Source organism: Marinomonas spartinae, from assembly GCF_016461715.1.
Classification (GTDB): domain Bacteria; phylum Pseudomonadota; class Gammaproteobacteria; order Pseudomonadales; family Marinomonadaceae; genus Marinomonas; species Marinomonas spartinae_A.
In genome coordinates this window covers 64,916-78,809 of sequence record NZ_JAEMUI010000024.1, presented here as the reverse complement: position 1 = coordinate 78,809, position 13,894 = coordinate 64,916, and the positions used below count along the sequence as shown (strand labels likewise).

Annotated in this window: 14 protein-coding genes; 2 read left to right on the top strand and 12 right to left on the bottom strand. The window is 46.8% G+C overall.

What is annotated here, in order from left to right:
- Positions 1-52: 52 nt before the first annotated feature.
- The 6 genes from ispH to murJ form a co-directional block, all read right to left on the bottom strand.
- Positions 53-1,003, bottom strand: a complete 951-nt coding sequence (gene ispH, locus JHD45_RS18885) for a 4-hydroxy-3-methylbut-2-enyl diphosphate reductase (RefSeq protein WP_199478032.1) — start codon at positions 1,001-1,003, stop codon at positions 53-55.
- Positions 1,000-1,431: an FKBP-type peptidyl-prolyl cis-trans isomerase gene (locus JHD45_RS18880; protein ID WP_199478031.1), complete on the bottom strand. Its 432-nt coding sequence runs from the start codon at positions 1,429-1,431 to the stop codon at positions 1,000-1,002. Before JHD45_RS18880 ends, ispH begins: the two co-directional genes overlap by 4 nt.
- Positions 1,428-1,934: a signal peptidase II gene (gene lspA / locus JHD45_RS18875; protein ID WP_199478030.1), complete on the bottom strand. Its 507-nt coding sequence runs from the start codon at positions 1,932-1,934 to the stop codon at positions 1,428-1,430. The genes JHD45_RS18880 and lspA overlap by 4 nt, the downstream gene beginning before the upstream one ends.
- A complete protein-coding gene (ileS, locus tag JHD45_RS18870; RefSeq protein WP_199478029.1) occupies positions 1,934-4,756 on the bottom strand; it encodes an isoleucine--tRNA ligase in 2,823 nt (940 codons plus the stop codon). The genes lspA and ileS overlap by 1 nt, the downstream gene beginning before the upstream one ends.
- Before the next feature lie 32 nt (positions 4,757-4,788).
- A complete protein-coding gene (gene ribF, locus JHD45_RS18865) occupies positions 4,789-5,718 on the bottom strand; it encodes a bifunctional riboflavin kinase/FAD synthetase (protein ID WP_199478028.1) in 930 nt (309 codons plus the stop codon).
- A 131-nt stretch (positions 5,719-5,849) separates the two neighbouring features.
- Positions 5,850-7,433: a murein biosynthesis integral membrane protein MurJ gene (murJ, locus tag JHD45_RS18860; RefSeq protein WP_199478027.1), complete on the bottom strand. Its 1,584-nt coding sequence runs from the start codon at positions 7,431-7,433 to the stop codon at positions 5,850-5,852.
- A gap of 228 nt (positions 7,434-7,661) precedes the next feature.
- Between murJ and rpsT the strand changes: the two genes are divergently transcribed.
- Positions 7,662-7,925, top strand: a complete 264-nt coding sequence (gene rpsT, locus JHD45_RS18855) for a 30S ribosomal protein S20 (RefSeq protein WP_199478026.1) — start codon at positions 7,662-7,664, stop codon at positions 7,923-7,925.
- A gap of 81 nt (positions 7,926-8,006) precedes the next feature.
- On the opposite strand, the gene JHD45_RS18850 is transcribed toward rpsT, so the two are convergent.
- From JHD45_RS18850 to rplU, 5 genes are all read right to left on the bottom strand, one after another.
- Positions 8,007-8,369: a diacylglycerol kinase gene (locus JHD45_RS18850; RefSeq protein ID WP_199478025.1), complete on the bottom strand. Its 363-nt coding sequence runs from the start codon at positions 8,367-8,369 to the stop codon at positions 8,007-8,009.
- A gap of 28 nt (positions 8,370-8,397) precedes the next feature.
- Positions 8,398-9,522, bottom strand: a complete 1,125-nt coding sequence (gene proB, locus JHD45_RS18845; RefSeq protein WP_199478024.1) for a glutamate 5-kinase — start codon at positions 9,520-9,522, stop codon at positions 8,398-8,400.
- 35 nt (positions 9,523-9,557) lie between these two features.
- Positions 9,558-10,745 carry an Obg family GTPase CgtA gene (cgtA, locus tag JHD45_RS18840; RefSeq protein ID WP_199478023.1) on the bottom strand — a complete coding sequence of 396 codons (1,188 nt, stop codon included), beginning with the start codon at positions 10,743-10,745 and terminating at the stop codon, positions 9,558-9,560.
- Between the two features lie 107 nt (positions 10,746-10,852).
- Positions 10,853-11,110, bottom strand: coding sequence for a 50S ribosomal protein L27 (gene rpmA, locus JHD45_RS18835; protein WP_012071897.1), 258 nt, complete (start codon positions 11,108-11,110; stop codon positions 10,853-10,855).
- A 35-nt stretch (positions 11,111-11,145) separates the two neighbouring features.
- Positions 11,146-11,454: a 50S ribosomal protein L21 gene (gene rplU / locus JHD45_RS18830; RefSeq protein WP_067020013.1), complete on the bottom strand. Its 309-nt coding sequence runs from the start codon at positions 11,452-11,454 to the stop codon at positions 11,146-11,148.
- Between the two features lie 281 nt (positions 11,455-11,735).
- On the opposite strand from rplU, the gene ispB reads away from it, so the two are divergent.
- Positions 11,736-12,716 (top strand): octaprenyl diphosphate synthase, encoded by a 981-nt coding sequence (ispB, locus tag JHD45_RS18825; RefSeq protein WP_199478022.1) that lies wholly within the window; start codon positions 11,736-11,738, stop codon positions 12,714-12,716.
- 62 nt (positions 12,717-12,778) lie between these two features.
- Here the strand turns inward: ispB and JHD45_RS18820 are convergent, their stop codons facing one another.
- On the bottom strand, positions 12,779-13,708 hold the full coding sequence (locus tag JHD45_RS18820; protein ID WP_199478021.1) for an alpha/beta fold hydrolase: 930 nt from the start codon (positions 13,706-13,708) through the stop codon (positions 12,779-12,781).
- Positions 13,709-13,894: the final 186 nt, after the last annotated feature.

Here is a 13,894-nt window from a genome sequence, read left to right as displayed (position 1 = left end):
AACGATAATTTAAATTAATTTCAAAAAATCTTTCTAAAGAGAACCTCTGAGCTTATAACTCAACGATTCTTAGCTCCTTGGGCATAGAAAAAGATACATTCTCTTCTTGACCTTTTAGCTCTTGAGGGGCTTCGCCGCCCTCTTTTACTAAACGCTCGATCACTTGGTTGACCAGTACTTCTGGTGCAGAAGCACCAGCTGTCACCCCAACACTTTCTACGTTGACCAACCAATTGGCATCGATTTCATCCGCATTATCAATAAGGTATGCCGTTGCGCCCATCCGTTCAGCAAGCTCTCGCAACCGGTTTGAGTTAGAGCTGTTCACAGAACCAACCACTAACACTAACTTAGACTCTGCCGCTAATGTTTTTACTGCATCTTGACGATTTTGCGTGGCATAGCAGATATCGTCTTTCTTTGGCCCTTTAATGTTAGGGAAATATTGGCGAAGAGCATCGATCACTACGGATGTATCATCCATCGATAGTGTGGTCTGGGTTACAAATGCAACCTTTTCAGGGTTATTTACCTTCAAAGAAGCTACATCCTCTGGACTCTCTACTAAATAAATCGCCCCACCATTACGGCTATCGTATTGCCCCATGGTACCTTCTACTTCGGGATGCCCATCATGACCAATCAAGACACACTCCACGCCATCTCGCGAGTAACGTAAGACTTCCAAGTGCACTTTCGTTACTAAAGGACAGGTTGCATCAAACACTTTTAGCCCGCGACGCGACGCTTCATCACACACCGCTTTAGACACCCCATGGGCACTGAAGATAACAATATTGTCATCAGGCACTTGATCCAATTCATCAACAAATACGGCACCACGAGCTTTTAATGACTCCACAACAAATTTGTTATGAACCACTTCATGGCGCACGTAAATAGGCGCTTCGAATAAATCCAAGCAACGGTTGACGATTTCAATCGCACGATCTACCCCAGCACAAAATCCACGTGGATTGGCCAACTGAATAGCAAAACTCATGATGCCTCCTCAATTGCCACAATTTGCACTCGATAAGTTAATGAGCGCCCTGCGAGTGGATGATTAAAATCAACAATGACATCTTGATCACCAATTTCTGCGATAACACCAGGCAACTCATTGTTCGCAGCATCTGAAAAGGACACGACCATGCCCTCTTCTAAATCCATTGAGAACTGAGAGCGTGGAATACGCTGGATATTGTTTTCATTGTGTGCACCAAACGCTTTTTCTGGCGACATCACAAACGATGCTTCATCACCTGCTTTCATGCCAATTAGCACTTCTTCAAAAGCAGGCAACAAATTGCCATCACCAAACACAAATTGAGCGGGTGCTTGATCAAAATTGGAATCTACAATCTGACCATCTTCCAAAGACAACTCAAAATGCAAGGTCACTCGGCTGTCTGTCGTCACTAAACTCATTCTTTTTCACCTTTCTTCGGCTTAACAAATAAGCCTTCTAACAGCATCAAGATAACACCTATTGTGATCGCACTATCGGCCACATTAAAGGCGGGAAAGTACCAAGATTGCTGCCAATGAACCTGTACAAAATCAACCACATGGCCATAGGCAAGACGATCATGCAAATTACCAAGAGCACCGCCCATAATCAGACTTAACGCAGCCGCCTCCCAAGGATTTTTACGACCAATCCTGACTAAACGCCAGCTAATCCCCACCACCACGGCTATTGCAATCAAGGAGAACAACCAACGCTGCCACCCCCCTGCTTGAGCTAAAAAACTAAAGGCCGCGCCAGTGTTGTAGCGCAATGTCAGATCAAGCACGGGCAACAAATGGATTTCCTGTCCATAAAACAAATTCGCCACAACCGCCTGTTTGGTGATCCAATCCAAGACCACCACTGCAATTGCCAGCGCCCACCAGCGCTGGGCTTGTTGCCACATATATCGAAAGGTCATTAAGCGTAAAGGCGTTGTTCACCTTCCCCATCAGGTAGGTTAGAGATACAACGATCACACAGCTCAGGGTGCGCTTCTCGTTTCCCCACTTCTTCACGGTGATGCCAACAGCGCACACACTTTGCATGCTTGCTTAACTCGACATGCACTTTAAGACTGGCAAGATCGGTTGCAACCGCCCCCTCAGCCGTTTGGTCAAGAGGCAAAACTTTCACATCAGAGGCAATCAGCACAAAGCGAAGTTCATCACCTAGACGATTCAATGTGGTTTGCAATGCCTCGTCACAATACAAGGTAATTTCCGCACTCAAGCTGGCTTTCATTTTGCCTTCATTACGTGCCGCTTCAAGCACCTTGTTGGTCGCCACTTTCACTTCAAGAACCTGTTTCCAGAACTCGCGACCAAGTACTTCGTCTCCCGCCAGCTCTTCAAGCCCTTCGTACCAGGTTTCTAGGAACACAGACTCGCTACGCTCCCCAGGAAGGGCCAACCAAATCTCATCTGCTGTGTAGCTCAAGATGGGAGAGATCCAACGGGTGAAAGCTTCCATCACATGATACAAAGCCGTTTGCGCCGAACGACGCGCTAAACTGTCTTCTTGTGTGGTGTATTGACGATCTTTGATCACATCCAAGTAGAAACCACCTAAATCTACCGAACAGAAGTTCTGGATTTTTTGGTTGACGGTATGGAATTGATATTCGCCGTAAGCCACATCCAAATCTTTTTGTAGCTGCGCTGCACGATCAACAATCCAACGATCTAAGGCGATCATTTCGCTTGAAGGTACCATGTCTTTTGCTGGATCAAAGCCATTCAAGTTTGCCAACATAAAACGCGCAGTATTACGGATACGACGGTAAGAATCCGCTACACGTTTCAGGATTTCGTCGGACACTGTCATTTCGCCCGTGTAATCGGTTGCCGCAACCCATAAACGAATAATATCCGCGCCTAGAGTGTCCATCACTTTCTGTGGAGAAACCACGTTACCGAGTGATTTAGACATCTTGCGACCATCACCATCGACGGTGAAGCCGTGAGTTAGCACACCTTTATAAGGCGGTACACCACGGATCGCGATAGAGGTCTTCAAAGAAGACTGGAACCAGCCACGATGTTGGTCAGAACCTTCAAGGTACAGATCCGCAGGGAAGCTCAATTCATCACGTTGATCGATAACAGAGTAGTGAGTCACACCAGAGTCGAACCACACATCTAATGTGTCGGTTACCTTGCTGTATTGCTCCGCTTCATCACCCAAAAGCTCTGCCGCATCTAGATCAAACCAAGCATCGATACCGGCTTTTTCAATACGCTGCGCCACTTCTTCGATCAAACGAGGTGTTTCTGGGTGAAGCTCTTGCGTTTCTTTATTGATAAACAAAGCAATTGGCACACCCCAAGTACGCTGACGTGACACACACCAATCTGGGCTGTTATTCAACATGCCTTCCATGCGGTTTTGACCCCAAGAAGGTGTCCACTTCACACCTTTGACCGCTTCTTTCGCAGAATCCAATAGACCTTTTTCATCCATGCTGATAAACCATTGTGGTGTCGCACGGAAGATCAACGGTGTTTTAGTACGCCAGCAGTGTGGATAACTGTGGAAGATTTTTGACTGAAACACCAAAGCGTTATTACGGTTTAGTGCTTCCAACACAGCATCGTCTACTTTGTAAACGTGCATGCCCGCGAATTCGCCTGCTGCTTCCGAGTAAACACCGTTATCTTGCACGAGGTTGATGGTACCTAAGCCATTTTCACGGCCCACGTTAAAGTCATCTACCCCATGGTCTGGTGCCGTATGTACACAACCCGTACCGGCTTCCGTCGTTACGTGTTCCCCTAAGATAACTGGGATGTCACGCTCAACAAACGGATGATCCAACAAAGTACCATTAAGGTCTGCACCCACAGCACGCCCCACGATGCGGTATGTTTCTTGGCCATAACGCTTCATCACCGCGTCGACCATGTCTTCCGCTAGAATCAGGCGCTCTTTGCCTGTTCCCATGTCCACTTCAACCAGTGCGTAATTAAATTCTGGATGAATCGAGACCGCTTGACTGGCTGGCAAAGTCCAAGGCGTAGTGGTCCAGATAACAACCGAGACTTTACCTTCCCCTTCCACACCTGAGAATTTTACCAACAACGCCGCTTCATCTTTTGGTGTGTAACGCACATCCAAAGACAAAGAGGTCTTATCTTGGTATTCCACTTCCGCTTCCGCCAAGGCTGAACCACCGACCACACTCCAGTAAACAGGCTTAAAACCTTTTACTAAGTGGCCATTTTCAGCAATTTTACCTAATGCTCGAACAATGTTCGCTTCGGTTACAAAGTTCATGGTCAGATAAGGATTGTCCCAATCTCCCATCACACCAAGACGGATAAAGTCTTTTTTCTGTTCTTCGATTTGCGAGTAAGCGTATTCGCGGCATTTCGCACGAAAATCTTTGTACGATACTTTATCGCCCGCTTTACCGATCAACTGTTCAACTTTGTGTTCGATTGGCAAACCATGGCAGTCCCAACCAGGAATGTACGGGGCATCAAAGCCGCTGACGGTTTTCGATTTAACAATAATATCTTTGAGGATTTTGTTAACCGCGTGACCAATGTGAATGCTACCGTTCGCGTATGGAGGGCCATCGTGAAGAATAAAAGACTTACGGCCTTTACTCACTTTACGTACTTTGTTGTATAGATCCATATCCTGCCAGCGCTTCAGCATTGCAGGTTCACGTTTTGCCAAATCACCACGCATTGGAAAATCCGTGTTGGGCAAATTCAGTGTCGGTTTATAATCACTCATGGTTTATCGATTCATCCTCAAAGATCATCTTTTCACTGATTAGCAAAAAAGCGTTGTGCTTCTTCTTTATCACGTTGAATTTGTTGTTCCAGCTCACTTAGGCCGGACATTTTTCGTTCTGCCCTGATAAAACGACAGAAAGTGACCTGTACATATTGATCATACAAATCACCATTAAAGTTGAACAAATGCACTTCCAGCACAGGGGTTTTGCCATTAACCGTGGGTCGCATACCTATATTGGCAACACCTTCGTGGCGCACGCCCTCCGTTTCCAGCGTCACAGCATAAACGCCTGACAATGCAGACATGGTGCCTTTCAAATGCACATTGGCAGTGGGAAAACCAATAGTACGGCCCAGCTTTTGCCCGTGGATCACTCGACCGCTTAGCATCACCGGGTGACCCATGTTTTCTTGAGCGGCGCTAATATCTCCCCGCTCTAACGCTTGACGCACTAGCGTGCTGCTGATTCGTTCACCCAATGTATTGAGCACGGAGGGTGTATTTTCAACATCAAAACCGTGGGTTTCACCGAATTGACGCAAATATTCAAAATCCCCTTGGCGATCACAGCCAAACCGAAAATCATCCCCCACCACCAAATGCCGTACAGACAAGCCATCCGACAAAATGCTCTGGCAAAAGGTATAGGCATCAAGCTGCTGAAGCTTGGGATTGAAAGGCAAACATAAGACATAATCGATGCCCTGCCCTTTGAGCAATTCCACCTTATCCCGCAAGCGACTAATGCGCCCTGGCGAAGTATTTGGTGCAAAAAACTCGCGTGGCTGAGGCTCAAATATCATAATCCCCGCAGGCACACGATAATAGGCAGCCAATGCTTTTACTCGGCTTAAAATAGCGTGATGCCCCAAATGAACGCCGTCAAAATTCCCAATCGTTAGCACACCTGCTTGATGCTTTTCTCGGATATTATGAATACCCCGTATTAACTCCATAGTGCCTCGTTCAAGACCATTCCACCCAGCGCTGAAAAAAATAACCAAGATTATATAGCAGTTCACTAGATGACGGTAGGCCAGAACTTACACAAACGCGCTTTCAGCTGGCCATATCACAAGCAGTGAACTTACCCGTGCCTTAACATTGATAAACGCAGGCCCGCCAGTATGGCGACCCCCACATACACAAACACCCCAACAACAACGATTAGCAGGGTATCACCAATACGCTGCAGATTACTCATCTGGGTCCATACCCAACCCTGCTGAAGGAACACATACAAACACACACCCAGCGCAGATGTTGCAAGCACTAGAATACGTAGCAAACGCTTCCACTGATCAGAAAATACATGATGCCCTCGCTTACGCAGGCCACGCCATAATAAAAAAGCATTAATACATGCCGATAAACTGGTCGCCAGCGCCAAGCCAACGTGCCCTAGCGGCCAAACAAAAATCAGATTCAGCACCATATTTGACACCATAGCAATAATACCAATACGCACTGGTGTTTTTGTGTCTTGTCTTGCATAGTACCCTGGCGCCAACACTTTAATCAGCATCATAGAAACCAATCCGAGAGAATAAGCTTGCAAACTTTCTGAAGCCTTCACCACATCATGAACCGTCAGCGCACCCCGATAAAAGATGGTGGCAATCAAAGGCTCTGCCAACATAAAGAGCGCTAAAGAAGAAGGCACGGCAATCAGCAATAATACACGCAACCCCCAGTCTAGAGTCGACGAGAAGCTGTCTGCTTTTTTGCTAGCAAAACTCCGTGACAATGACGGCAAAATAACCGTACTAATCGCAATAGCAAAAATCCCCAACGGTAGTTCGTACAAACGATCCGACAAATACAACCAAGTAATACTGCCAGTTTGCAGGAACGACGCCAGCACAGTGTCTAATAACAGGTTGATTTGACTCACAGACACCCCAAATAGTGCCGGACCGATCAGCAATAAAATGCGCTTAACCCCCGGATGACGAAAATTCAGAGTCGGCATGGGTAACAGTTTGAGCCGAGCTAAGAACGGCATTTGGAAAGCAAGCTGCACCAATCCTGCGAAAAACACCCCCCACGCCACATAAATCTCAGACTGAGCCGCATTACGCGCAAACACCAAGGTGGCAACCAACAAGGTAATATTGAGAAAAATTGGCGTAATCGCAGGAACCGCATACTCACCATGAGCATTGAGCACACCACCAGCCAGTGCGGTTAACGAAATAAACATTAAATAAGGAAACGTAATAGTCAGCAACTCAGATGCCAAACGCGACTGCTCACCATCGGAAGCAAAGCCTGGTGCAAAAACATAAATAACCCACGGCGCGCAGAGCATAAACAAAGCCGTCATCACCAATAGCACCAAGGCCAGTGAGCCCGATACAGCGGCAATTAACGCCTTCACCTCTTCTTTGCTGGTATTGACCCGATAATCACTCAGAACAGGCACAAAGGCTTGCGCAAAAGCGCCTTCTGCAAAAAGTCGACGAAAAAAGTTAGGAATTTTAAACGCCACATAGAAAGCATCCGCGCCAGCACTGGCCCCTAATACATACGCCAACGCCGAATCTCGAGCCAACCCTAGAATACGTGACAAAAAAGTACAGATGGAAACTAAGACACCGGAACGTAATAAAGAACTCTTTTGCGCTATTTCTTTTGATTCTTTTTTAGACACCACATTTTCTTCAGACATTATAATTTTACTAACCATACCAAGCAATTGGAGCAAGAATACCACCAGATTGACCGACAAGGCAGGAAAATAAGCCACTAGATTTGGTGATTATTTGTATAATGGGGTTGTGACACGCAAAAAAACTGGTAAAATCCGCCGCGAGATTCTCAAGTCAAACTTGACATTAATTTCACGACGCAGCACAGTGCTGTGCCGTTTCCTAATATAATTGAAAGGAGCCAGACTGTGGCAAATTCCGCCGGTTCAAAAAAACGTGCGCGCCAGGCGATCAAACGTCGCGCTCATAATGGTAGCCTGCGCTCTATGGTTCGTACCTACTTGAAAAAAGTAGATGCAGCTATCGAAGCAGGTAATCAAGCTGATGCACAAGCCGCTTATACTCTAGCCACTTCTAAGCTAGACAAAGCAGCTGGTAAAGGCCTATATCACAAAAACAAAGCAGCTCGTCATAAGAGCCGCTTGAGTGCTAAAATCAAAGCACTGGCCTAATACCCATAAAAAAACCGGCTTTTGCCGGTTTTTTTATGTCTTTCACATTGCTGCACTGCCATCAAAGCGGCAAGATTGACTCTATGAGAAAATAACCAGCGCCCACACAACGGCCGCCAACACCAAAGACAGCATCACAGCCGCTGACCCTAGGTCTTTAGCCCGCCCAGACAGCTCATGCTGCTCATTACTAATTCGATCAACAACCGCCTCTACACTGGAATTAATCGTTTCAACGATCAATACCATACCAGCAGAAAAAATCAGCAATGCTTTTTCCATGCCACCATCACCCAACCAAAGCGCCAATGGCAAGGCCACTAAAAACAAGCAGGTTTCTTGACGAAAAGCCGCTTCATGCTTCCATTGCGCCCTTAACCCCTGATAAGAATAACGCGTTGCACTAATAACTCGCGCCAAGCCAGACTGCCCCGGTTTTGCCATGCCACTCTCCTAAGCACATTAAATTGCGTTAAATAATGACCAAATCATCTCGGTTAATCAGCTCCGGCTCACTCTCGTAACCCAGCACGCTCAAAATATCGGAGGAAGGACGACCAAGCAACTTTAAGGTTTCTGCCACGGTATAATTGATCAAACCACGCGCTACCAGAGCACCCTGCTCATCCAAACACAGCACCATATCACCACGAGAAAAAGACCCTTGCGCATCTTTCACCCCTACAGCCAACAAACTGGTACTACCTTTGCGCAACGCTTTAACCGCACCCTCATCCAGCACCAGCGTCCCACGACTTTTTAACTGCCCAGCCAACCACTGTTTACGGGCCGCTAGCCGCCCATGTTCAGGCTGTAACCAGGTCCCCAAATGCTCGCCAGAAGCTACCCGCAGTATAACACTCTCCTCACGACCCGAGGCAATCAAAGTGTCAGCCCCAGAGCGCGCCGCTAAACGCGCCGCACGCACTTTCGTCAACATACCGCCACTGCCCAACAAACCAGCCCCACCACTAGCCATAGACTCTAAGCGCTCATCGGTCGCTGAAACATGAGAGATCAGGGTGGCATCCTTGTGGTCTCTTGGGTTTTTATCAAATAACCCCTGCTGATCCGTCAAGATAATCATCACATCGGCTTCCACCAAGTTCGCCACCAGCGCCCCTAATGTGTCGTTGTCACCAAATCGAATTTCGTCGGTTACAACTGTATCGTTTTCGTTAACAATGGGTACAACCCCCAAACTAAGCAACGTGCGTAATGATGAACGCGCATTTAAATAACGTCGACGATTAGATAAATCATCATGGGTGAGTAAAATTTGCGCTGTACAAAGGCCATGCTTTTCAAAATGACTCTCATACACCCCCACCAGCTCCATTTGACCGACCGCGGCAGCTGCCTGCAATTCATTCACTTGAGTCGGTCGAGAAGAAAAACCAAGACGCTTCATACCAGCGGCAATGGAGCCAGATGACACCAACACCACTTCTTTACCTTGCTCTCGCAATTGAGCTATTTGCTCAACCCACAATCCGATGCGCTCGACATCCAAACCCTGACCGTCATTCGTCAACAGAGCGCTACCGATTTTCACCACCAGCCGCTGCGCCTTCGCAATCTTTTCTCGCCTTTCCATACTTCCGCTTACCCACCCACAAAATTAGCCAATGCTTAAACGTATTCTACTTCGACATCATAATCGTCATCATCAAAATCATCGTCATCCAGCATTTTACCTTCTAAACGACGCTTCTCACGCAACGCCATAATACGATGACGCCCTTCTTCGTCAATCAAGGCACGCATCGCTTTCTCTTTTTCTCGAGCCTCTGGATCTTCTGCCAATAACTCGCGCTGAGTCTCAAGCGCTGTCATCAAGTCCAAACACAACACCTCCGTCCCTTCGCCAGAAATTGCCGAGACACGGTATGTTCTTCCTTGCCAGCCCAACGCATCGATAACACTCTGGCAGCGTTCTTCCAACTCGTCTTCCGGCACCATATCGGTTTTATTCAAAACCAACCAGCGATCACGTTCCGCCAAAGTGGGGCTAAACTGCTGCAATTCATTCACCGCAATAAGTGCCGCTTCCGCTGGCGTAATCTCGTCCCAAGGGGCCAAATCAACAACATGAAGCAAAATACGGTTACGAACCAAGTGTTTTAAGAAACGAATCCCCAGACCTGCCCCTTCCGATGCACCTTCAATGATGCCTGGAATATCTGCCACAACGAAGCTCTGGTGTTTTTTCACCTTCACTACACCCAAATTTGGCACCAAGGTTGTAAAGGGGTAATCTGCGACTTTTGGCTTAGCCGACGAGACTGCACGGATAAAAGTGGATTTACCCGCATTAGGCAAACCAAGCAACCCCACATCCGCCAGCACTTTCATCTCCAGCTTTAGGGTCCGCTCTTCTCCAACAGTTCCTTTCGTCGTTTGGCGAGGGGCGCGGTTAGTACTGGATTTAAAGCGCGTGTTACCTAAACCATGGTGACCACCTTGGGCCACTTTCAAGCGCTGACCATCGCGCACAAGATCGCCTAAGGTTTCACCAGTGTCCTCATCAATCACTGTTGTACCAATCGGCACTTTAACCTCAAGATCGGCCCCTTTTGAGCCAGTCATGTCGCGCCCTTGGCCGCCTTCGCCACTTTCAGCGATGTATTTTTTCGTATAGCGAAAGTCGATCAGCGTATTTAAAGCCTCATCAGCAACCAAATACACACTGCCGCCATTGCCGCCATCACCGCCATCGGGACCGCCTTTGGCAACAAATTTCTCCCGCCAAAAGCTCAAACAACCATTACCGCCTTTACCCGCTCTTACATAGATACTGGCTTCATCAACGAATTTCACAGATTCACCTCTTCGGTGGATTATCAGAATCAACAGATTCTGATTATAAGATTTTTCCAAAAAAAAAGCCCCGCGTCGCGGAGCTCTTTTTAAGTTTTTAGCAGTAATTAAGCCGCTACGACAGAAACCGTACGACGCTTAAGTTTACCTTTCACTTCAAACTTTACTTGACCTTCAACAACAGCGAACAAGGTGTGATCTTTACCGATCTGAACACCAACACCTGGGTGGAATTGAGTTCCACGCTGACGAACAAGAATGTTACCTGGGATCACAACTTGACCACCAAAACGTTTGACACCTAATCGTTTCGACTCGGAATCGCGACCGTTACGAGTACTACCACCCGCCTTTTTATGAGCCATGACTTACTCCTTAAATGTATTTTAGTTAGCGCTTATTAGTTAATCGCAGTGACTTTCACTTCTGTGAACCACTGACGATGTCCCATACGCTTCATAGAATGCTTACGACGACGGAATTTCAAAATTTTCACTTTGTCTCCGCGACCATGAGTAACTACTTCTGCTGTTACTTTAGCGCCTTCTACAACTGGAGCGCCAACTTTAACGTCGTCGCCATTGCTAACAAGAAGTACGTCGTTAAATTCAACCACGCCACCTTCTTCTACTGCAAGTTTTTCAACCTTAAGGGTTTGGCCTTCTTGCACACGGTATTGCTTACCGCCAGTTTTGATTACTGCAAACATGTTCTTCTCCAATGAGATTTACCCGGCTACTGAATTGGATTTGACCTACTTCTAGTGGCACCAAATTTCTGTCGATCACAACAAAAATCCACTTACCATATGATAGGGAGCAAAATGTGGGTAAATCGGACGCGAGATTGTACAAAATCAAACCAGCCAATACAAGTAAAAAGCACGGTGTTTATGTATTTTTCATCTTTTGGGTTGACCCTGACACAAGGCTTACCTAGCATGGGACAGACTTGCTTTACAGCTTAGTACTTTTTAGCTTCGGAAATCGTATGCAACCCACAAAAATACATGATGTTGTGGCCAACGAATTTGGCCGAGTAAACGAATATATAGTGTCACAACTGAAAAGTGACATCCCTCTCATTGAACAAATCGGTTATTACATTATCAGTAACGGTGGTAAACGTCTTCGCCCTCTCATGGTACTCCTTGCTGCCAAAGCAAGCCTACACTTGGATGATAACAAGCTCGATAAAGCCATCAAAATGGCCACCATTATTGAGTTTATTCACACATCAACGCTACTGCATGATGATGTGGTGGATGAATCCGATATGCGTCGCGGCAAAAAAACCGCCAATGAAGAATGGGGTAACGCTCCCAGCGTATTAGTCGGTGACTTCCTCTATACACGCGCCTTTCAATTAATGGTGAGCATTCAGAGCATGGAATGTATGGCCATTCTCGCTGAAACCACCAACATCATCGCGGAAGGGGAAGTACAACAGCTCATTAACTGTGGCGACCCAGATACGACCGAAGAAAACTACTTGAAAGTCATCCAATACAAAACGGCAAAGCTATTCGAAGGGGCCGCGCTATGTGGCGCAGTTATCGCGGAGGCCAATGATGACATCAAAACGGCACTCAAAAACTATGGTATGTACGTAGGCACCGCTTTTCAATTGATTGATGATGTTATGGACTACACCAGTACCGCCGAGGAAATGGGTAAAAGCGTAGGCGATGACTTGGCAGAAGGGAAACCAACCCTCCCTTTAATCTACACCATGCAACATGGCACCCCTAACGCTGTGAGCCGCGTCCGACACGCCATTGAAACTGGAGGCTTAGAACAGCTAGACACCATCATTAGAGATGTCCAAGAGTGTGGCGCCATTGAGTACACAGAACAATGCGCTCAGGAACAGGCTGATCTAGCCATTGCAGCATTAGCCCCTCTCGGTGATTCAGAATATAAAGAAGCGTTAATTAACTTAGCTCACGCCTCCGTTAAACGCCGTAACTGATGTCAAATCGCCTCGAAACAAAAGAGCCACGCTGAGTGGCTCTTTATTGCTTGCTCATATACTCAAGAGCCATGCTCAGTAGCACGATCAAATGAATCCAACCAACTCTTTACCTGCTGTGCAGCGGCAGCTGGGTCTTCTTGCATAAAACAATGCCCCCCTTTTACCGTCACGACCTTAATATTCGGATTCAAGCGAGCGGCCAAATGATGGGCCTCGAGAAAAAAGCCATAAGATGACTCCCCTTGAATAATATAGGTTGGCACCTTTACCGTACGAATCAGTCGCCATAAACCTTTAGGGTAAGAGGAAAAAATGGCGGCCTCCATCCAAGGAGGGCAACGCAGATAACATTGCCCATCTTCGTCTTCTCGAACAGAATAGCGAATGTAGTCATCCAAGCATCGATCTTGCCACCCCTTAAAAGTACCACGACCTTTAAAACTGGCCTTCACCTTAGCGAGACTCTCCCAATGCGTACGGCGACGAGTGGCCTTTCGCACCATCGGTAAGCGTCGTTTCAACCCAGAAACACGCACACCACGCATCATCCAGATCACTTTGGGTGGATACATTGCGGGATCAAGTAGAACGATCCGATCAAATAAGCCAGGCTCTTGAACACTCATGAGAGCTGTCAAACAACCACCAAAGCTATGCCCCATACCAATTCTTTCGGTCGCAGGCAATTGAGGTAAGCGCGACTGCAATGAGCGAACAAATCGACTAGCCGTTTCATTCCAGCCAACAAACGTCTCACCCGGTGAGGATTCACCATGACCAGCAGCATCTTGCAAAAGCAGATTATAGTCACTGGCGAAATGCGCTAAAAAATGCCGATAGGACCCCACAGCAAAGCCGTTTCCATGAAGAAAATGCAGCGAGGCTAACGAATGATCAGTCTGCGATTGATAGCCCACCAAAAAATCATTCTTATTATCATCAACACTATACTGCCAAGGGGCACAAAGTTTGCCACCAATATCTATCATACATCTACTCTAATTTATTTTTATCGGTCACATTATGAGTCTTGAGAGCGAGAAAAAACATCCCTAGTCCATCGACCAATTGCGGTTTCTGGTATGTTGCTCCGTAAAAAAGCATCAATTTTCAGTACACAAACCTAAAAATATGCCTTTCTTAAGCAAGGTTAGCGCTTTTTTTCTGTTCAATCA